This window comes from Microbacterium sp. As-52 (assembly GCF_049949185.1).
GTDB lineage: Bacteria > Actinomycetota > Actinomycetes > Actinomycetales > Microbacteriaceae > Microbacterium > Microbacterium maritypicum_A.
The window spans coordinates 2,590,077-2,608,002 of record NZ_CP188171.1; the positions used below are offsets into that span (position 1 = coordinate 2,590,077).

At 69.4% G+C, this 17,926-nt stretch carries 18 protein-coding genes and 1 tRNA gene; 12 read left to right on the forward strand and 7 right to left on the reverse strand.

Features of this window, described 5'->3' with window-relative positions; all coding sequences use genetic code 11:
• Window positions 1–101 precede the first annotated feature (101 nt).
• Window positions 102–1,556: an MFS transporter gene (locus tag ACLFA2_RS12445; RefSeq protein WP_426621398.1), complete on the forward strand. Its 1,455-nt coding sequence runs from the start codon at window positions 102–104 to the stop codon at window positions 1,554–1,556.
• Between the two features lie 12 nt (window positions 1,557–1,568).
• Here ACLFA2_RS12445 and ACLFA2_RS12450 read toward each other — a convergent pair whose 3' ends face one another.
• Together ACLFA2_RS12450 and ACLFA2_RS12455 are read right to left on the reverse strand one after the other, a co-directional pair.
• Complete coding sequence (locus ACLFA2_RS12450) at window positions 1,569–2,228, reverse strand: SDR family NAD(P)-dependent oxidoreductase (RefSeq protein WP_426621399.1); 660 nt, start codon at window positions 2,226–2,228, stop codon at window positions 1,569–1,571.
• A gap of 136 nt (window positions 2,229–2,364) precedes the next feature.
• Window positions 2,365–3,804: a DUF6421 family protein gene (locus tag ACLFA2_RS12455; RefSeq protein WP_426621400.1), complete on the reverse strand. Its 1,440-nt coding sequence runs from the start codon at window positions 3,802–3,804 to the stop codon at window positions 2,365–2,367.
• 72 nt (window positions 3,805–3,876) lie between these two features.
• On the opposite strand from ACLFA2_RS12455, the gene ACLFA2_RS12460 reads away from it, so the two are divergent.
• Window positions 3,877–4,335 (forward strand): Lrp/AsnC family transcriptional regulator, encoded by a 459-nt coding sequence (locus ACLFA2_RS12460; RefSeq protein ID WP_017829260.1) that lies wholly within the window; start codon window positions 3,877–3,879, stop codon window positions 4,333–4,335.
• 15 nt (window positions 4,336–4,350) lie between these two features.
• On the opposite strand, the gene ACLFA2_RS12465 is transcribed toward ACLFA2_RS12460, so the two are convergent.
• Window positions 4,351–5,376 carry a DUF5937 family protein gene (locus ACLFA2_RS12465; RefSeq protein ID WP_426621401.1) on the reverse strand — a complete coding sequence of 342 codons (1,026 nt, stop codon included), beginning with the start codon at window positions 5,374–5,376 and terminating at the stop codon, window positions 4,351–4,353.
• Window positions 5,377–5,421: 45 nt separating this feature from the next.
• Between ACLFA2_RS12465 and ACLFA2_RS12470 the strand changes: the two genes are divergently transcribed.
• The 3 genes from ACLFA2_RS12470 to ACLFA2_RS12480 are packed head-to-tail and all read left to right on the forward strand — an operon-like array spanning window position 5,422 to window position 7,115.
• Window positions 5,422–5,784, forward strand: coding sequence for a cupin domain-containing protein (locus ACLFA2_RS12470; protein ID WP_426621402.1), 363 nt, complete (start codon window positions 5,422–5,424; stop codon window positions 5,782–5,784).
• A gap of 14 nt (window positions 5,785–5,798) precedes the next feature.
• Complete coding sequence (locus ACLFA2_RS12475; protein ID WP_021201172.1) at window positions 5,799–6,089, forward strand: DUF4287 domain-containing protein; 291 nt, start codon at window positions 5,799–5,801, stop codon at window positions 6,087–6,089.
• A gap of 51 nt (window positions 6,090–6,140) precedes the next feature.
• Window positions 6,141–7,115: a 1,4-dihydroxy-2-naphthoate polyprenyltransferase gene (locus ACLFA2_RS12480; RefSeq protein WP_136024438.1), complete on the forward strand. Its 975-nt coding sequence runs from the start codon at window positions 6,141–6,143 to the stop codon at window positions 7,113–7,115.
• A 15-nt stretch (window positions 7,116–7,130) separates the two neighbouring features.
• Here the strand turns inward: ACLFA2_RS12480 and ACLFA2_RS12485 are convergent, their stop codons facing one another.
• Window positions 7,131–7,436 carry a DUF4229 domain-containing protein gene (locus ACLFA2_RS12485; protein ID WP_021201170.1) on the reverse strand — a complete coding sequence of 102 codons (306 nt, stop codon included), beginning with the start codon at window positions 7,434–7,436 and terminating at the stop codon, window positions 7,131–7,133.
• A 9-nt stretch (window positions 7,437–7,445) separates the two neighbouring features.
• Window positions 7,446–8,480 (reverse strand): hypothetical protein, encoded by a 1,035-nt coding sequence (locus ACLFA2_RS12490; protein ID WP_426621403.1) that lies wholly within the window; start codon window positions 8,478–8,480, stop codon window positions 7,446–7,448.
• Window positions 8,481–8,785: 305 nt separating this feature from the next.
• Between ACLFA2_RS12490 and ACLFA2_RS12495 the strand changes: the two genes are divergently transcribed.
• The 5 genes from ACLFA2_RS12495 (at window position 8,786) to ACLFA2_RS12515 (ending at window position 14,668) form a co-directional block, all read left to right on the forward strand.
• The gene (locus tag ACLFA2_RS12495) at window positions 8,786–9,766 is read left to right on the forward strand and encodes a glycosyltransferase family 2 protein (protein WP_029267447.1); all 981 of its coding nucleotides are present in this window, start codon (window positions 8,786–8,788) and stop codon (window positions 9,764–9,766) included.
• Window positions 9,763–11,109, forward strand: coding sequence for a polysialyltransferase family glycosyltransferase (locus tag ACLFA2_RS12500; protein ID WP_029260016.1), 1,347 nt, complete (start codon window positions 9,763–9,765; stop codon window positions 11,107–11,109). The genes ACLFA2_RS12495 and ACLFA2_RS12500 overlap by 4 nt, the downstream gene beginning before the upstream one ends.
• A gap of 26 nt (window positions 11,110–11,135) precedes the next feature.
• Window positions 11,136–12,296 (forward strand): cytidylyltransferase domain-containing protein, encoded by a 1,161-nt coding sequence (locus ACLFA2_RS12505; RefSeq protein ID WP_426621404.1) that lies wholly within the window; start codon window positions 11,136–11,138, stop codon window positions 12,294–12,296.
• A gap of 93 nt (window positions 12,297–12,389) precedes the next feature.
• The gene (locus ACLFA2_RS12510; protein ID WP_426621405.1) at window positions 12,390–13,262 is read left to right on the forward strand and encodes an N-acetylneuraminate synthase family protein; all 873 of its coding nucleotides are present in this window, start codon (window positions 12,390–12,392) and stop codon (window positions 13,260–13,262) included.
• A complete protein-coding gene (locus ACLFA2_RS12515) occupies window positions 13,259–14,668 on the forward strand; it encodes a DUF6716 putative glycosyltransferase (RefSeq protein ID WP_426621406.1) in 1,410 nt (469 codons plus the stop codon). Before ACLFA2_RS12510 ends, ACLFA2_RS12515 begins: the two co-directional genes overlap by 4 nt.
• 132 nt (window positions 14,669–14,800) lie before the next feature.
• On the opposite strand, the gene ACLFA2_RS12520 is transcribed toward ACLFA2_RS12515, so the two are convergent.
• Together ACLFA2_RS12520 and ACLFA2_RS12525 are read right to left on the reverse strand one after the other, a co-directional pair.
• Window positions 14,801–15,580, reverse strand: coding sequence for an ABC transporter permease (locus tag ACLFA2_RS12520; RefSeq protein WP_029267438.1), 780 nt, complete (start codon window positions 15,578–15,580; stop codon window positions 14,801–14,803).
• On the reverse strand, window positions 15,577–16,629 hold the full coding sequence (locus ACLFA2_RS12525) for an ATP-binding cassette domain-containing protein (protein WP_426621407.1): 1,053 nt from the start codon (window positions 16,627–16,629) through the stop codon (window positions 15,577–15,579). Before ACLFA2_RS12525 ends, ACLFA2_RS12520 begins: the two co-directional genes overlap by 4 nt.
• A gap of 63 nt (window positions 16,630–16,692) precedes the next feature.
• Here ACLFA2_RS12525 and ACLFA2_RS12530 point away from each other — a divergent pair, with 63 nt between their 5' ends.
• Window positions 16,693–17,679 (forward strand): helix-turn-helix transcriptional regulator, encoded by a 987-nt coding sequence (locus ACLFA2_RS12530; RefSeq protein ID WP_426621408.1) that lies wholly within the window; start codon window positions 16,693–16,695, stop codon window positions 17,677–17,679.
• Between the two features lie 87 nt (window positions 17,680–17,766).
• Window positions 17,767–17,842 (forward strand) — tRNA-Met (locus ACLFA2_RS12535).
• Window positions 17,843–17,926: the final 84 nt, after the last annotated feature.

Consider the following 17,926-nt stretch of genomic DNA (forward strand, 5'->3'; position numbering starts at 1 on the left):
CTCCCCAGCCTAATTGTCCGGCCGGTGCTCGCGGTGCGACGACGATGCTCTGTCCGGAGAGGGGCTTCCGGATGTCGGAGGCCGGTCCTACCCTCTTAGGCATGCAGCGCACCGCAGCGAAGAGGGCCTTCGCCAACGTCCTCGTCAACACGCTCATCGCGAACGTGACGACGAGCTTCCTGTGGTTCGCGCTCACGTTCTGGGTCTACATCGAGACGCAGTCGGTGCTGGCCACGGGCATCATCGGCGGTGCCTACATGCTGTTCGTCGCGTTCTTCGCGATGGCGTTCGGCACGATCGTCGACCGAAACCGCAAGCACACCGTCATGGTGATCTCGAGCGTCATCTCGGCTGTCGCTTTCCTGGTGGCCGGGGTGCTCTACCTCTGGCAGCCCGAGGCGGCCCTGCTCGACCTGGGCGGACCGTGGTTCTGGCTGTTCTCTGGCATCATCCTGTTCGGCGGAGTCATCGAGCAGCTGCGCAACATCGCGCTGTCCACGACGGTCACCCTGCTCATCCCCGAAGAGAGACGTGCGAACGCCAACGGCCTGGTCGGCACGGTGCAGGGCATCGCCTTCCTCGTCACGAGCGTGTTCTCGGGACTCTCGATCGGCTTCCTCGGCATGGGGTGGACGCTCGCGATCGCCATCGCCGCCATGGCGCTCACCTTCGTGCATCTGCTGTTCGTACGCATCCCCGAGGGCGATCCGGAGCCCGACCCGAACGCGTCGAGCGCGCTCGACTTCCGGGGAAGCGTGCGGGCCATCCGGCTGGCTCCCGGCCTCTTCGCACTGATCATCTTCTCCACGTTCAACAACCTCATCGGCGGCGTCTACATGGCGCTCATGGATCCTTACGGGCTGACGCTCTTCGACGCCCAGACCTGGGGATTCGCCCTGGCGTTCGCGTCGACCGGATTCCTGGTCGGCGGGGGACTCGTGGCCAAGTTCGGTCTCGGTCCGAAGCCGATGCGCACGATGCTGCTCGTGGTCATCGCGATGGGGCTGCTGGGCTCCGTGTTCATGCTGCGGGAGTGGTGGCCGCTGTATGTGGTCGGCATGTGGGTGTACATGGCGCTGGTGCCTCCGGTGGAGGCGGCCGAGCAGACCGTGATCCAGAAGGTCGTGCCGTTCGAGCGGCAGGGGCGCGTGTTCGGAGTGGCCGCCGCGATGGAGGCGGCAGCGGCCCCGATCACCGCATTCCTGATCGCACCGATCGCCGAGTTCCTGATCATCCCGTACATGGACACGGCGCAGGGGCAGCGGCAGTGGGGGTGGCTGCTCGGCGAGGGAGAGGCCCGAGGCATCGCGCTCATCTGCCTGTTCGCCGGACTGATCATGGTCGTCGCCGCCACCCTGGCCTTCTTCACCCGCTCGTACCGCAAGCTCACAGAGCTGTACGCAGAGGCTCCGGAGCAGGAGATCGCGGGGGCGGAGGAGGAGATCTCGGACCGGACACCGGACGATGACGAGACCGAGCCCGTCGTGACCCGGCGTGCGGACGCGCCGCCCGTCGTGCCGGGGATTCCCCCCGAATCCGGGGGACCGCGTCGGTGATCCCGGGCGGAATCAGGCCACGTCGAACACCCGGTCGTTGAGCTCGGCGGCGTCCGCATCCCACAGCGCGACGATCCGTGCAGCGAGCACCTCGGCGTCGAGCGCCTGGGCGCGGAACACGACGGATGCGGCCCGCAGTGGCTCCCCGGCCTCGCGCGACGCCTTGGCATACCCCTGCGCGACCGCTCGGGCCCAGGCTTCGCTCGCGGCCTTGACGGCGGTGTAGTTCGCCCCGCCGGCGAGGGGACGTGCGACGGCGGTCGAGGAGACGATCGCGAAGCGTCCGGCCGCGGAGGCGCGCAGGGCAGTGTCGAACGCCCGGCTCGTGGCGCGCACCGCTTCGAGTGCCGGCAGCAGGGCGGCGAAGTCAGCGTCGGATTGCCCGGCCAGCCCTCCACCACCGCGCCAGCCGCCGACCAGCGGGACCACCGCATCCACGGGGCCGATCCGCGAGGCCACGGCGGTCATCGCGTCGAGGGAGGTCGCATCGGCGACCTCGACCTGAGCCCCGGCATCTGCGAGTTCCCGCAGGCGCTCCGCGGAGCGGCCGGTGGCGATGACACGGGCATGCGCGGCGACCAGTGCGCGTGTGGCGGCGAGGCCGGCGGCGCTGGTCGCTCCGGCGAGGACGACGGTGCGTCCGGCGGCGTTCGAATCGGTGCGTTCAGCCATGTGTCCACTCTTCCGCGTCGTCGGGGCTTCTGCGGCCGGAACCCGCGGAGAGATCCGCAGAACAGGTTCCGGCCGCAGCGCGGTGCGCCCCAGCGTCACACTCGGAACGCGCGCGGTGCGCGCGTGGTCTTCATCCTCAGTCGTCGGTACCGCGGATGCCGACAGTCGACTCGATGACCGGCTTCATCTTCTTGTCGAGGGTCTCGAAGAACATCGACAGCGGGAACTCGTCGTCCATCACGGCGTCCGTGTAGCCCTTCGGCGCACCGGCGAGGATCTCGTCCGAGAGCCCGCGAGCCCACTGCGATGCCGGGTGCGGGGTGAGCGTGCCGCGCACCAGTTCGTATGCGGCGAGCCAGTGCGAAACCTTCGGGCGGTCGATCGAGTGCCAGTACAGGTCGTCGATCGCGTCGCCCAGAGCCACCACGGCATCGGGCACGTTGTCCCAGTCGAACGCCAGAGCGGTGTCGGTCCAGTGCAGCACGCCGCGCTGGTGCAGCCATGCGAACAGCAGCTGCCCGCCGACCGCGTCGTAGTTGCGCGTGCGGGTGCCCGTGATCGAGAAGCGGAAGATGCGGTCGAAGATCACCGCGTACTGCACGAGGTGCGCGTAGTCGTGCATCTCCTGCTCGGTCGCGGTGAGCTCCTCGCCGGCGTCGATGCGTGCCGCGAGGGCGCGCTCGATCTTCACGGACTCGCGGAACGCCGTCATGTCGCAGCGCATCTCCTCGAGCGAATAGAGGAAGAACGGCATCCGCTGCTTGATCATGAACGGGTCGAACGGCAGGTCTCCGCGCATGTGGGTGCGGTCGTGGATGATGTCCCACATCACGAACGTCTTCTCTGCCACCTGCTGATCGTCCAGCATCGCGGCCGCGCGCTCCGGCAGGTCGAGGTTGGTGATCTCGGCCGCGGCACGGGTGACGCGACGGTAGCGGGCCGCCTCGCGGTCCTGGAAGATCGCGCCCCATGTGAAGGACGGGATCTCGCGCATCGCGACGGTCTCGGGGAACAGCACGGCCGAGTTGGTGTCGTATCCGGGCGTGAAGTCGACCAGACGCAGCGAGACGAACAGCTTGTTGCCGTAGTCGCCCGCTTCGAGCGCCGCGATGAACTCCGGCCAGATCGTCTCGACGATCAGCGCTTCGACCAGGCGGTCGCTGGATCCGTTCTGCGTGTACATCGGGAACACGACGAGGTGACGGATGCCGTCGACGCGGTGCTGCTGCGGCTGGAAGGCCATGAGCGAGTCGAGGAAGTCCGGCACGCCGAAGTCCGAGGCGGACCAGCGGTCGAAGTCGACCACGGAGGCGGCGAGATACTCGGCGTCGTGCGGGAAGGCCGGGGCGAGCGCGCGGATCGCGGCGGTGATGGCGCCGACCAGCTCGCGGGCGGCGGCATGATGAGCGGCGTCCGGGATCGAGCCGTCCTTGATCTGCATCTCGCGGATCGCGATCGCCGCGTCCTTGAGCTGTGCCCAAGCGGTCGACTGCTCGGCGATCGATGCGTCCTCGACGACCTCGGGTTCGCCGACGATGGCCTGAACAGCGGAACTGTTGGCGGAAAGAAGGGACATCGGGACCTCCGATCGGAGTTTTTGACGGAAAGATTCCTGCACAAACGGAATCCTGACGATAATCTTACAGCCATGGATGACTCTGTCGACCGCGCGATCCTGACCGCGATCTCCCGTGACGGCCGTGCCACGCTCTCCCAGCTCTCGGATGCGGTGGGGCTGTCGGTCTCGGCGGTGCAGTCGCGCCTGCGTCGGTTGGAGACGCGGGGAGTCATCTCCGGATACCAGGCGATCCTCGACCCCGAGCAGGTGGGCACGCCGCTCTCGGCGTTCATCGAGATCACCCCGCTCGACCCGGCGCAGCCCGACAACGCGCCCGAGCTGCTGGAGCACCTGGACGCGATCGAGGCATGTCACTCCATCGCCGGCGATGCCAGTTACATGCTCTTCGTGCGGGTTCCGTCACCGCGTGCGCTCGAAGAACTGGTGCGCGACGTGCGGCTCGCGGCGAACGTCAGCACCCGCACGACCGTGGTCCTGCAGACGTACTACGAGCACCGGCCGATCATCCCGGTGGGCTCCACCGAGTAGTCGGACGAGCGGGCGTCAGAGCATCGCGCCGACCAACGCCTCGCCCAGCGGTGTGCGCAGATGCAGCATCCTGGCGCCGTGGCGTTCGCTGGCGATGAGACCGCCGCCCCGCAGCACCGAGAGGTGGTGCGATGCCGTCGATATCGCGATGTCGGCATCGCGTGCCACCTGCGAGGTCGTGCGGGCCGTGCCGGCGCCGAGCAGGATGGCCGCTCGGGCCGGCCCCAACAGGGCGCCGAGGGCGTCGGCGATCTCGGTGGCGTCGCGGGCCCATCCGGCCGTGACTCCCCGGGCGGGATAGAACAGGGTGGGCTGTGCCGGCGGCTCGGTGAGCACCATGCATCCCCATGACGACATGACGGACGGGACCAGGACCATGCCGCTTCCCCGGCAGTCGACCTGTTCGCTGTGGCGGCGCAGCGAGACGCGGACGGCACCGGACCCCCAGGTCACCTGTCGGTGCAGATCGCCGGCCATGCCGGCGATGCCCGCGCTCGCCATCGTGCGTGTGCGGACGGCGATGTCGGCGCGCAGCAGCCGGTCGAGCTGCGGCCACACCGGGGCGAGTGCGGCGTCCCACACGGCGCCCCACGCGTCGGCGATCAGGCTGCGGGCGCGGGCGGGGTGATCCCGCATCTCGCGGAGAGCCTCTCGCCGGGTTCCGCTCGACCGCGCCACCATCTTCCCGAAGTCGACGCGCATCGGGCCGAGGGATGCGGCGCGCAGTTCGTCGAGCTCGATCTCGGGCGTGAGGTCCCAGCGGGGCGTGGTCGTCAGGAAGTCGGGCAAGTAGCCGTCGTCGCCGATCACAGTGGCGAGCAGCGCGACGTCGTCGCGGGGGAGGCGGTCGCGCACGGAACGCAGCCACCCCCATTGCAGGGGGTGGGCGGTCGGTCGCCGTAGTACCCGTACCGCGTGCGCGAGCTCGTGTCCGGGCGAGATGCCGAACCGCACCGCCTCGACGTCACCCGGGCTCAGGTGGAACTCGACGCGGTGATCTGGGTGCTCGACGCCCTCGATCGGGCCGGAGTTTCGATCCACGTCGAAACTCTAGGGACTCTTCGCGAGTCTGTCGAGACTGGTGCCATGAACAGCACATCACCATCGAACGGGGTCGTCTCCGGGGCGGACATCCGCATCGGTACGGGCGGCAGCCGCAGGTTCGTGGGAGCCGAGCACGGCGCCGAGGTGTCGTACTTCTTCGTCGAGAACCAGCCGGGGGAAGGGCCGGGGCTGCACTGGCATCCCTATCCTGAGACCTGGGTCGTGATCGAGGGCATTGCCTCGATCGCGGTGGGCGAGGAGACTTTCGTGGCCGGGGTGGGAGACACGGCTACCGGGCCCGCCTTCATCCCGCACCGCTTCACCAACGTGGGGGACGGGGTGCTCCGCATCATTGGCATCCACGCCTCCGCCACCATCATCCAGACGTTCCTCGATGAGGACTGACCACAGGAGCACCGATGTCCTTCCAGGCATACCTCGACAACATCGAGACCAAGACCGGCCTCACCCCGCGGCAGTTCATCGCGCTCGCGACCGAGAAGGGGTTCGACCGCACCACCAAGGCGACGCCGATCGTCGCGTGGCTCAAAGAGGACTACCAACTCGGTCAGGGGCACGCCATGGCGCTCGTGCACGTGATCACCAAGGGCCCGCAGATCAGCGACAAGCACGTGGGCACGGGCGGTGCCCACGCAGACGCGTCCGACACTCTGTGGCTCGACGGCAAGGACAGCAACCCGAACTCCTGATGGGCCCTCACGCTGAGGTCGGGCATCGCCCCGGCCAGTAGGATTCCCTGCGTGGCAGCATCCTCCCAGCGCAAGAAGAAGACCCCGACCGCGAAGCGCACCCCGGTCCGCACGAGCGGCAACCCGGCGAAGCGTCCGGCGGTCGAAGCGGGCCCCGTGACGGCCTCCGACTGGGTCGGGGCCGCGCGTCTTCGCACCCTTCCTCTCGCGATCGCGCCGGTCGTGATCGGCACGGGAGCCGCGCGCAGCACCGGGCCCGAGTTCCACTGGGTCATCGCGCTCGCCTGTCTCGCCGTCGCGGTGCTGCTGCAGATCGGCGTGAACTTCACGAACGACTACAGCGACGGCGTGCGCGGCACCGATGCCCACCGGGTAGGGCCCGCGCGCCTGACCGCATCCGGGCGGGTCGCGCCGCGCACCGTCCTCATCATCGGGCTGGTGTTCTTCGCGCTCGCCGCGCTCGTCGGGCTGGCGATCGTCGTGCGCACCGGACAGTGGTGGATGCTCGCGGTGGGCGCCGCCTGCATCGTGGCCGCCTGGTTCTACACCGGCGGCAAGCGGCCCTACGGCTACTACGGCCTCGGCGAGGTCTTCGTGTTCGTGTTCTTCGGGCTCGTCGCCACCCTCGGCACGACCTGGGTACAGATCTTCGCGCTGCCGCAGCAGGCGTGGCTCGGTGCGATCGCGACCGGCCTTTTCGCCTGCGCCGTGCTCCTCGCGAACAACCTGCGGGACATCGATCAGGACCGCGAAGTGGGAAAGCGCACGCTGACGGTGCTGATCGGACGCCGGGCCACCCAGGTGCTGTTCACCCTCTTCGTGATCGCGCCGTTCGGGATCGCGGCCTTCCTGGCGTTGGCGTTCCCGATCGCGTGGATCTCGCTGCTGGCGCTGCTCGCAGGGCTCCCGGCGATCGCGATCGTGTGGTCCTACCGGCAGCCCAAGGAACTCGTGACCGCATTGGCGCTCACGTCGCTGACGTCGCTGCTCTACGCGGGCGCCCTCTTCTGGGCGTTCGTCGGCTGAGCGCGGCTGGGGCGCTCAGGCCCTGGCGTCGCCGTCGATCGGGTCGTTCGACTCGTCGATGACCTGGTCCTCGGCATCCGCATCGGCCTGTCCGGCGGACGAGCGGCTCTCGCGGCGTTCCTGCAACCGGGCGGAGGCGTCGGTCAGGGGCGTACGCAGGAACAGCATCGAGATGCTCATGCCGATCAGCGCGGCGAAGATCGCGGCGAGCCACCAGAACTCTCGGAAGATCGGGAAGAACACCCAGAGGATGGCGAGCGGGACGAGGAACGCCAGCAGCCGCAGCACGGTGTAGACGAGGAAAGGCGCGGGCTTCTTCACCCCTCCAGTCTACGTTCGCTGCGGACGGCCTCCGTCGCGGGTGCTGTCGTCGGTCCCGTCGTCGGTGCTGCGGGGGATGCCGAGTCGGGGGAAGGGGATGCCGCGCACCACGCGCCGCCACGGGTGCTCGCCGAGCGACCACAGCAGTCCCGCCTCGAGGTCGAGGGCGAGGTCTTCGCATCCGACCGGCAACGGCACCGGAGTCGGAGCGAGCGCCTCGCGCCGGCCGCTCCAGAGCGTACCGGGGTGCATACGGTCGGATTGCGACACGAAGTGCCGATCGCCCCAGCGGACGGCCCCCTGCATCCGCGGGATGCCCGGGGTGAAGCGATCGACCTCGGCGAAGTCGTCATCGGCGCTCGCGGGGACGATGAACTCGCCGATCCGGCCGCTGTCATCCGTGCGGTGCTCACCGATGAGCACTCGCGGCAACGACGCGCCAGCGTCGTCGAACACGCGGCCCAGGTACGAACAGCGCAGCGCGATCGGATGCGCGCGGGTGCGTACCGCGATGAGCGCCGTCGTGCGTCCACTGCGACGGCGTGCCCCGGCCAGTCGCTGAGCGAGTGCGCCGTGCACCTGACGGATGTCGGACATGTCGAATTCCCAGACACCGCGTCCTGTGGCCGCGGCGAACAGGCGATCCCCGAACCAGGCGAGCCCACCGGCGTGGATCCGCGCCGGTTGCAGCTCGCCCTCGTCATCGGTGACCGCGAGCAGGATGTCGATGTGGCGCGAGCGCTCCAGATCGACGAGCGTGACGCGGGAGGCGAGGTGCTCCCCGGAGAGCTCCTGACGGAACCAGCTCACGGCCAGGGTGCGTCGCCCGCGCCACTCGCCGACGTCGACGCCCTGCGGGTACCAGCGCCTGGTCCACGTCCTCGCGCTGAGCCATCGCAGATCGACGGTGTCGCGACGACGCTGTCGCACGGGACGCCAGGTCGATCCGAAGGGCCAGAGCATGCTCCCATCGTCGTCGATGCGTCGCGCGGGTGCGAACCGAACCTCGAAGAGCGCGGCATCGCGGAGCGCAGATTCCATCATGCTGGCATGTATTATGTTACCGGAGGTCGATTTCGTCTCTGGGAACGAATGCGACGACGAAGAACGTCTCGGGGGAGTCTGATGGGGGTCAGACGACCCCGTGGCCCGCGGGGTCGCATCTGCGATCCTGCATCCCGAACGTGTCACGTTCGGCAGTGCGATGCACTGGGAGGTGTGGTTCCGTTCGGGTGCGGGACCACACCTCAGTGCTCGTCTCCGTGGACACCCATCGTTCACCTCCGCGTCGCCATCCGGCAACGACCGCCTGGCACCATTCCCGGACACCGTCCGTCTCCGGGAGTCCTGTGCGCACACCCTTCGTCACCGTCATCCTGCCCGCGAAAGACGCCGGCGAGTACATCGGGACGACGCTCGAAACCCTCACCCGCCAGTTCGACGATGCCGGAGCGGTCAAGCTCGTGGCCATCGACGACGGGTCCCGCGACGACACCGGCGAGCTCATGCAGAAGTACGCGCAGTGCTTCGATCACGCCGAGGTGCTCCGGAATCCGACGGCGCGCGGGCTCGCGACGGCCCGCAATCAAGGCCTCGCGCATGTCGAGGGCGACGCCTTCTGCTTCCTGGACGGCGACGACTGGATGCAGCCGCGGCGGCTCGAGGTACTGCTGTCGCGTATGCGGGAGCTCGGCTGCGACTTCGTGCGCACCGACCACGTCACGGTGACCGATGGACAGCGGGCGCTCGTCCGCGCACCGCACCCGTGGCGGGAGCGGGTGACACCGCCGCGAGAGGCGATCCTGCCCGAGAACGAGTCGACGATGGTCGACTATCCCTACGCCTGGGCAGGGCTCTTCCACCGCCGGATCATCGACAGCGGTCTCGCGGCGTTCCCGGAGGGCCTGTTCACAGCGGAGGACCGTCCTTGGATCTGGCGACTGCACCTGCAGGCCCGATCGTTCGCTGTGGTCGATGCGCCTGCCCTGCTCTACCGCCGGGGCGTCGCCACATCGCTGACGCAGGTGCACGATCGGCGGCAACTCGACTTCGCCAGGGCCATGAATGAGGTCGTCTCAGTGGTCGAGCAGGACGCGGAGGCGGAGCGCTTCCTGCCCAAGGTCGTCTGGACCGCACTCGCCCTCAGCTCCCACCACCTCGTGCGCGCACGGCGGATGAGCCCACAGCTGCGCACGGAGATGCGATCCGGGATCCGCGACATGCTCCGCCGGCTCCCCACTGATGAGGTGACTGCGGTGCTGGGGCGCCTCGGCGGGCCGCGCCGCCGCGTGCTCGCGCGCATCCTCCGACAGGCAGGGCGTGCGGCATGACGCAGATCTTCGCGCTCCACAGCGCCTATGGCCTGGCGACGGCCGTCGCCGGGATCGATTCCGGACTCCTCGACGCGTCCGTCGGCGAGCGCCTCCTGGTTCCCTTCACCTCGTCTCGAGTGCCCGAGACGGTGGTCGGGATCGCGCACGACCCGGCGCTCGGATCTCTGCGTGCGCGGTTCGACCGTATCGAGCCGTGGGAAGACCTGCTCGGGCCCATGCATCCGAGTTCGTGGGAGCCGGCCGATTCCGACCTGCCGATGCTGGAGCGGCTGTTCGCACGCGCGTGGGATCTGGATCCTCACGATCTCGAACTGTTCGTGCAGAGTCCGCAGGTCGCGCCGGCCCGCACACTGATGGCGTTGTTCCCGCAGGCGCGCATCACGATCATCGGCGATGGTCTGATGACGTACTCGCCGATGCGGGTGCGGATCCCCTACTCCGTCGCCGCACGCATCGAACAGGTCGTCTACGCCGATGTCGTACCGGGGGTCCGACCGCTCGTCGGGTCACCTGGTGCACAGGTCGTGCCGGTGCCGCCGCGGGTGTTCGCCGCCGCCCTGGGCGAGACGGATGCCGGCTCGACCGAGCCTCCGGACGAGTCCGGCTCGACGGTGCTCGTGCTCGGACAGTACCTGTCGGCGCTCGGGCTGATGACGGCGGCCGCCGAGATCGATCTGCAGACGCGCCTGGTCGACCGCGCGGCGCAGTGGCGACCGCGGCGCATCGTGTTCAAACCACATCCGGCCGCTCCGCCGCTGGTGACCGCCGCCGTCGAAGGGGCAGCGGCCCGTCGCGGCATCGACTTCGAGGAGTATCGCGGCCCCCTCCCCGCGGAACTGCTCGCCGAGCGACTGGACGCGGTGGCGGTGGTCGCCGGGTTCTCCACCGCGCTGCCGACCGTGCATGCGCTCTTCGGCCGGGCGATCGGTTCGGCGGGAAACGACACCGTGCTGGCCGCCCTGACGCCTTTCGAGAACAGCAACCGGATTCCCGTCACCCTGGTCGACGCCCTCACGCGTGAGGACTCGCCCTACGCCGATCCTGCCCGACTGCAGCTGCTCATCGACGCGGTCGGCTATGCGATGCAGCCGGAGATCGCCGGCCACCTGCGGGGTCGGGCCGAGGAACTGCTGCGTGGCCTCGACGCCGACGAGCGTGCTCGGTACTTCACGCCCCGACGGCTCGCCGAGCTGCGGCTGCCCGGTGCACCGGCGGAGAACGCCCTGCGTCGTGCGCTGCGTCCTGCCGGGGGAGTGGGCAGGATCGAGGAGTGGCGCCTTCACGCCCTCGGGGCCAGGAGGCGGGCAGGGCGTGCGTGGCGGGCGCTACGCGGACGATGACGATGGCGACGACGAGGATGTGGACGATGGACGAGCGGAAGCCCCTCACGGTGGCGATCATCCCGGCGCGCGGGGGATCGAAACAGGTGCCACGCAAGAACCTGCAGCGCGTCGGCGGTGTGCCCCTGGTCGAGCGTGCGGTCCGCGCCGCGGCCGCCGCACCCGGCATCGATCTGGTCGTCGTCTCGACAGACGATGACGAGATCGCTGCGGTGGCGACGTCGGCCGGCGCGCGGGTGGTCCGTCGCCCCGCGGCGCTCTCCGGTGACACCGCGACCTCGGAGAGCGCGATCCTGCATGCATTGGACGACCTCGAGGCGAACGGAGACGCCGTCGGCATCGTGGCGTTCCTGCAGGCGACCTCGCCGTTCATCGCGAGCGATGCGCTCGCTGACGCCGTGGAGGAGATCCGTGCCGACCGCGCCGACAGCGTCTTCTCGGCTCACGAGACCTACGGGTTCCTGTGGCGGGAAGGGGAGGGGAGCGAGGCGGTGGCGATCAACCACGAAGCCGCGCACCGCCCGCGCCGACAGGACCGGGAGCCGCACCACCTCGAGACCGGCGCGTTCTATGTGTTCCGGGCCGCGGGCTTCCGCGAGAACAGGCATCGCTTCTTCGGCAGGACCCGCATCGCGGCGGTGCCGGAGTGGACGGCGATCGAGATCGACGATGCGGATCAACTCCGCGTCGCCCGTGCGCTCGCCCGCCTGCACGAGGCCCCCACGCCCATCCCGGTCCGCGCGGTCGTCACCGACTTCGACGGCGTGCACACCGACGACACCGCGATCATCGACGCCGACGGCGGTGAACGGGTGCGGGTCAGCCGGGAGGACGGCATGGGCGTCGCCCTGCTGCGCCGAGCCGGCGTGCCGCTGCTGATCCTGTCGACCGAGGTGAATCCGGTGGTCCGCGCTCGCGCCGACAAGCTCAGGGTCCCCGTGCTGCACGGCATCGACGACAAGGAGAAGGCGCTGCGCGACTGGGCGCGCGACAACGAGGTGCCTCTCGGCGACATCGCCTACCTCGGCAACGACGTCAACGACCTGCCGGCGATGCGGATCGTGGGGTGGCCGGTCGCGGTCGCGAACGCGCATCCGCTGGTGATCGAAGAGGCCCGTGTCGTGCTGCGTCGCAGAGGTGGAGAGGGTGCGGTGCGGGAGCTGATCGAGCGGGTGTTGTCGAGCTGACCGATGCCGGTAACCCGGCGGTCGCCCGGTGTTCATCCTCGGCCCGTATCCAGGAAGGAGGGGTAGCACCAACGCTCGAACACCGGAGGAATCATGACTGTCAGCATCGGCTCACGAGTGATCGGCGGAGGGCGTCCTGCCTACGTCATCGCAGAGATCGGCCTGAACCACAACGGCGACGTCGACATCGCGAAGAAGCTCATCGACGTCGCGGCCCGAGCCGGTGCCGATGCCGTGAAGTTCCAGAAGCGCACTCCGGAGATCTCGACGCCGGAGCACATGCGCGACGTTCCGCGCGAGACGCCCTGGGGTGTGATGAGCTACCTCGACTACCGCCGTCGTGTCGAGTTCGGGCGCGACGAGTACGTCGAGATCGGCGACCACGCCACGATGCTCGGCCTGGACTGGTTCGCCTCGCCGTGGGACGTTCCCAGCATCGCGTTCCTCGAAGACTTGAACGTGGTGGCCCACAAGGTCGCCTCGGCCAGCCTCACCGACACCGAACTGCTGATCGCGCTGCGGGAGACCGGCAAGCCCGTGATCCTCTCCACCGGCATGTCGACCATCGAGCAGATCGACCGGGCGCTCGACACGCTCGGCACCGATCGGGTGGTCCTCATGCATGCGACGTCGACCTACCCGCTGGAGCCGGAAGAGGCGAACCTGCGGGTGATCGCGACGCTGCGCGACCGCTATCCCGGCGTGCCCGTCGGCTACTCGGGTCATGAGCGCGGACTGCAGATCTCTCTCGCCGCCGTGGCCATCGGAGCCGTCGCCGTCGAGCGCCACATCACCCTGGACCGCACGATGTGGGGATCCGACCATGCGGCCTCGCTCGAGCCGGCGGGCCTCGAGCACCTCGTACGCGACATCCGTGTGATCGAGCGTGCGACCGGCGACGGCGTCAAGCGGGTGTTCGACAGTGAGCGCGCGCCGATGGCGAAGCTGCGCCGCGTTCCGGCATGACGGCGGCCACCGGCATCCGCGTCGTCGCCATCGCGGATGCCGACTCGTTCGTGAAGTGGGCCGCCTCCCTTCTCGGTTCCGTGCCGGGTGTGCGCCCGCACCTGCTGCTCGTGCGCACACCGCTCACGGCCAGCGCGGAGCAGCAGCGCACGGCTCTCGCCGGCACGACGCTCAGACCGGATGACGTCACCCGCATCGGGTTCGCGCAGACGGAGGCCTGGCTGGCCGGACAGCGCCCCGACGTGGTCCTGCTCGCGGGGCGCGGACCGTTCGTGCGGCTGATGGGACGCGTGATCGACGCGTTGGAGCATCGACCGGTCACGGTCTCGGGACTGCCCGGCATGGCGATCCCCGCCCAGCGCGGGGCGCTGGATTATCGCCGCCACACCGATCTGCTGGTTGTGCATTCCCACAGGGAGGTGCGGGCCTTCGAAGAACTCGGCCGCCGCATCGGGGTGCAGACGCCGGTGGCGCTCGCCACCCTCCCGTTCGCCCGGCGGCGGCAGCGCATGCTGCGTCCGGAGCGCGTCGGCATCGATGCGGTGGCGGGTCGGCGAGCCGGTCTCGCCGCGCGGGGCGGTGGCGTCGCGGTCGCCGAGCGCCCTCCGCGGCCTGCCCCGGTCAAGCCACCGGCGACCGACGTCGTCTTCGCCGCGCAGGCCCTCGTTCCGCTCGCGAAAGACCAGCGGGCCGAGATCGCGGCCATGCTCGTGCGGGCGGCCGAGGCCGAGCCGGGTCGCCGTGTGGTGGTGAAGCTGCGTTCGCGGCCCGGGGAGTCGGAGACCCACCTCGAGCGCGAACCGTATGCGGGGCTGCTGCCGTCGCGCCTGCCGCCGAATCTCGTCTTCTCCTACGACTCGATGAGCACCGCGCTCGAGACGGCCGCGGGCCTCGTCACTGTGAGCTCCACCGCCGCCATCGAGGCCACGGCTCTCGGTGTGCCCGTGATCGCCCTCGACGCGTTCGGGGTGAGCAAGAACCTGCTGAACACGGTGTTCGTGGGAAGCGGGCTGCTCGGCGGTCGCAGCGAGGTCGTGGCGGGGCGCTTCCGACATGCGCACCCCGACTGGCTGCGCGACAACTACTTCCACCCCGAGGGCGAGTCGACGTGGTGGGAGCGGGTCGAGCAGCTCGTGGCGCTGCGGCGTTCCGGGGCACTGCCGGCGCGGCGGGTGCCGTCGGCCCGCGGTGGATCACTGCACGAGGCCTGGCATCGGGCGAGTGTGCTCGGCGCAGAGGATCGCACGGTGCGGGGTGCGGTGGCGCTGGCCATGGGCGCGCCGGCGACCCGAGCGCTGGCCGCGGTGCGCGGACGCCGACTGCCCGCCGACGGGGGAACCTGGGCGGACGCGTCGACCGACTACACGTTGGAGCCGAACCCGTTCGACGACTCCCTGCGCCGTTGAGCCGCGGTCCTCAGGCGCTGCCGAAACCCAGACGCTTCGTTCCACCGTCGGGGTGTCGTGCCACGACGCGCGGATGATGCGCCACTGCGTCTGGGTTTCGGCATGCCCGCAGCGGCGCACCATCGGGCGCGGTCAGTTGCTGCGACGGATCGCGCGCACTCCGACGATCAGTCCGACGACCGCGACGGCGAGCGCCGAGACCCAGCCCCACAACACGGTGACATCGCCGAGGTCTCCCGCGAACAGGGCACGCTCGGCCTGGACGACCCAGTTGACCGGGTTGACCGAGGCGACGACCCGCATCCAGTCGGGTGCCGCGTCCAGGGGCAGCAGCATCCCCGACAGGATCAGCAGCGGGAAGATCAGCGACTGCTGCACACCCCAGAACAGCCACTCCCGATCCTTCGTCGCGAGAGCCAGCGAGTACGACAGCGAGCCGAGACCCACCCCGAACACGGCAAGCAGTGCCAGGCCGATGAGCAGACCGGGGATGTCGGCCGCGAATCCGAACGGCCAGGCGATCAGCACGATCACCAGAGCCTGCACGACGATCGGTGCGATCTCCTTGAGGGCGCGTCCGACCAGCAGTGAGGACCGGGCGAGCGGGGCGACCAGAGTGCGCTCGTGCGAGCCGGTCATCATCTCGTACTGCAGGTTCGACCCGGTCGACCCGGTGCCGAACAGCACGATCATCACCAGCACGCCCGGCACGAACCACGCCAGCGTCTCACCGGCCGGTTGACCCGAGTCGCCGATCAGCAGGGGCGCGAACAGCCCGAGGAAGATGAGCGGCTGCAGCAGGCTGAAGATCAGCGTGAACGGGTCGCGGAGCACGGGCTTGAGTTCGCGCGTCAGCACGTTCCGGGTGTCGCGCGCGAGGTTCGGGCGCACGAGGGTGTCGTTGACGGTCATGAGAGGACTCCTGTCGTGCGGTTCTCGGAGGCGGGGCTGTTCTCGGGGGTGCCGGGAGCGGACGCTTCGCCCGTGGCATCCTCTCCTTCTCCGGCATCGCGGAGGGTGCGGCCGGTGAGGGCGAGGAAGACGTCATCGAGCGTCGGCGGTACTCCTGTGGCCCGACGGACCAGGATCCCGGCGGCGTCGAGTTCGCGCACGATCACCGGGAGCAGCCGGTCGCCGTCCTGCACGGCGAGGGAGATCGATTCCCCGTCCGCGGTCACCGGCGCCGGGTTGAGACCGGCGACCACGGCGCGGGCGCTCGCCGCCTCGTCGGCATCCGCGAATCCGAAGGTCAGCACGTCGCCGGCAAGAGTCGCCTTGAGGGAGTCGGCATCGTCGTCGGCGATGATCCGCCCCTTGTCCATCACCATCACCCGCTCGGCGTAGCGGTCGGCCTCTTCCAGATAGTGCGTGGTGAGGAAGACGGTCGTGCCGTGCTGGGTGCGTAGATCCAGGATGTGCTCCCACAGGTTCGCCCGGCTCTGCGGGTCGAGTCCGGTGGAGGGCTCGTCGAGGAAGATGAGGGGAGGTGCGTGCATGAGTCCGAGCGCGATGTCGAGTCGGCGCTTCTGTCCGCCGCTGAGCTGCTGCACACTGCGGGTCGCGAAGGACGTGAGATCGAGGGAGTCGATGAGCTCGTCCCCTCGCCGGGCGCTGTCCCGACGCGACATGCCGTAGAAGGCGCCCTGGCTGAGCAGCTCGTCGCGTACGCGCTGCGAGAAGCTGCCGCTCGTGAGCTGACCGACATACCCGATGCGTGCGCGTACCCCGGCCGCGTCGGAGCGGATGTCGTGGCCGACGACCCGCGCATGGCCGGAGGTGGGCGGGATCAGGGTGGTCAGCATCCGCAGAGTCGTCGATTTACCGGCGCCGTTGGGACCGAGGAAGGCGACAAGCTCTCCGCGCACGGCGGTGAAGGAGACGTCGGTCACGGCGTGGACCGGCGTCTTCTTGACGGTGAAGACCTTGGTCAGGCCTTCGGTCTCGATGAGGGATTCGTTCATGGGAGCGAGCGTAAGAACCAATGCGGACAGATCCTGTCCGCGTATTCTGACAATCTGAGACGCATGACCGACACCACCTCCCGTGCTCTCGCTCTGCTCAACCTGCTGCAGACACACCGGCACTGGCCGGGGACGGAACTCGCCACCCGGCTGGGGGTGACCGAGCGCACCGTGCGCCGCGACGTCGATCGGCTGCGCGAACTCGGCTATCGGGTCGAGTCGACGCCCGGCGCCGCCGGCGGATACCGGTTGGAGGCGGGGAGCGCCGTGCCTCCGCTGCTGCTCAACGACGACGAGGCGGTGACCATGGCGATCGGACTCCGCGTCGCCGCCACGCAGCAGCTGGTCGGCGGGCCCGACGTGACGCTCACGGCGCTCGCCAAGCTGGAACAGGTGCTCCCGTCGGCGCTGCGGCAACGGGTGAACGCGCTCGCCGCATCGGTGCAGGCGCCGCGCATCGGAGAAGGGCCGGTGGTCTCACCCGAGGTGCTGGGGGAGATCGCGCTCGCCACCCGCGACACCGAGCGGCTGCGCCTGCGGTACCTCGACGGGGAAGGGCGCGAGAGCGTGCGCCGCGTCGAGCCGCATGCCCTGGCCCCGGCCGGTCGCAAGTGGTTCCTGTTGTGCTGGGACCTCGATCGGGACGACTGGCGCACGTTCCGCGTCGACCGCATCGCCGCGGTGGAACACACGCGTGTGCTGTTCACCCGTCGCGAGATCACGGAGGACGAGATCGAGGAGCGCGTGCTCGTCGCCTCGTCGTGGTCGCCGCAGAAGGTCGAGGCGGCCGCCGTGATGGAGCTGCCGCTCGCCGAGATGCAGGAGCGCTTCGGGCCGTGGTGGCAGGGCGCGACCGCTGTGGGGGAAGAGCACACGCGCTGGCCCGTCGGCGGGTCGGACTGGCGTGAGGCGATGTACGGACTGCTCTGGATCCCGGAGGGCATCGAGTACACGGTCGCCCTGTCGGATCCGCACCGCAGCGAGCTGCGCGAGGCGGTCGCACGACTTCTGCGCGCCCTCGACGCCCCGGAGCCGGATGACGCCGAGTGACGAAGAGGCGTCATCCGCAGACTCATAGGGTTATCCCAGGCAACCATCCTGGCGGGGAAGATCACGGCCGGGTAACGTCAGTCCCATCGCGGCGATCCGGGCGGTCCCGGGCCTCAGCTCATACCTGAAGGCGTTGCGGGTTCGACTCCCGCCGTCGCGTCCACTTGAAGCCATCTCACCCGTTCCGGTCGCAGTTGCTGCCGCCTCGACGCACGCAGAACGGCAGGAACTGCGACCGGAACACGAC

Coding starts and splice junctions, on each gene's coding strand:
- ACLFA2_RS12450 (WP_426621399.1), bottom strand. CDS start 2,228: ATGGCTGAACGCACCGATTCGAACGCCGCCGGACGCACCGTCGTCCTC.
- ACLFA2_RS12530 (WP_426621408.1), top strand. CDS start 16,693: ATGACCGACACCACCTCCCGTGCTCTCGCTCTGCTCAACCTGCTGCAG.
- ACLFA2_RS12525 (WP_426621407.1), bottom strand. CDS start 16,629: ATGAACGAATCCCTCATCGAGACCGAAGGCCTGACCAAGGTCTTCACC.
- ACLFA2_RS12510 (WP_426621405.1), top strand. CDS start 12,390: ATGACTGTCAGCATCGGCTCACGAGTGATCGGCGGAGGGCGTCCTGCC.
- ACLFA2_RS12500 (WP_029260016.1), top strand. CDS start 9,763: ATGACGCAGATCTTCGCGCTCCACAGCGCCTATGGCCTGGCGACGGCC.
- ACLFA2_RS12505 (WP_426621404.1), top strand. CDS start 11,136: ATGGACGAGCGGAAGCCCCTCACGGTGGCGATCATCCCGGCGCGCGGG.
- ACLFA2_RS12460 (WP_017829260.1), top strand. CDS start 3,877: ATGGATGACTCTGTCGACCGCGCGATCCTGACCGCGATCTCCCGTGAC.
- ACLFA2_RS12445 (WP_426621398.1), top strand. CDS start 102: ATGCAGCGCACCGCAGCGAAGAGGGCCTTCGCCAACGTCCTCGTCAAC.
- ACLFA2_RS12520 (WP_029267438.1), bottom strand. CDS start 15,580: ATGACCGTCAACGACACCCTCGTGCGCCCGAACCTCGCGCGCGACACC.
- ACLFA2_RS12470 (WP_426621402.1), top strand. CDS start 5,422: ATGAACAGCACATCACCATCGAACGGGGTCGTCTCCGGGGCGGACATC.
- ACLFA2_RS12475 (WP_021201172.1), top strand. CDS start 5,799: ATGTCCTTCCAGGCATACCTCGACAACATCGAGACCAAGACCGGCCTC.
- ACLFA2_RS12515 (WP_426621406.1), top strand. CDS start 13,259: ATGACGGCGGCCACCGGCATCCGCGTCGTCGCCATCGCGGATGCCGAC.
- ACLFA2_RS12490 (WP_426621403.1), bottom strand. CDS start 8,480: ATGATGGAATCTGCGCTCCGCGATGCCGCGCTCTTCGAGGTTCGGTTC.
- ACLFA2_RS12455 (WP_426621400.1), bottom strand. CDS start 3,804: ATGTCCCTTCTTTCCGCCAACAGTTCCGCTGTTCAGGCCATCGTCGGC.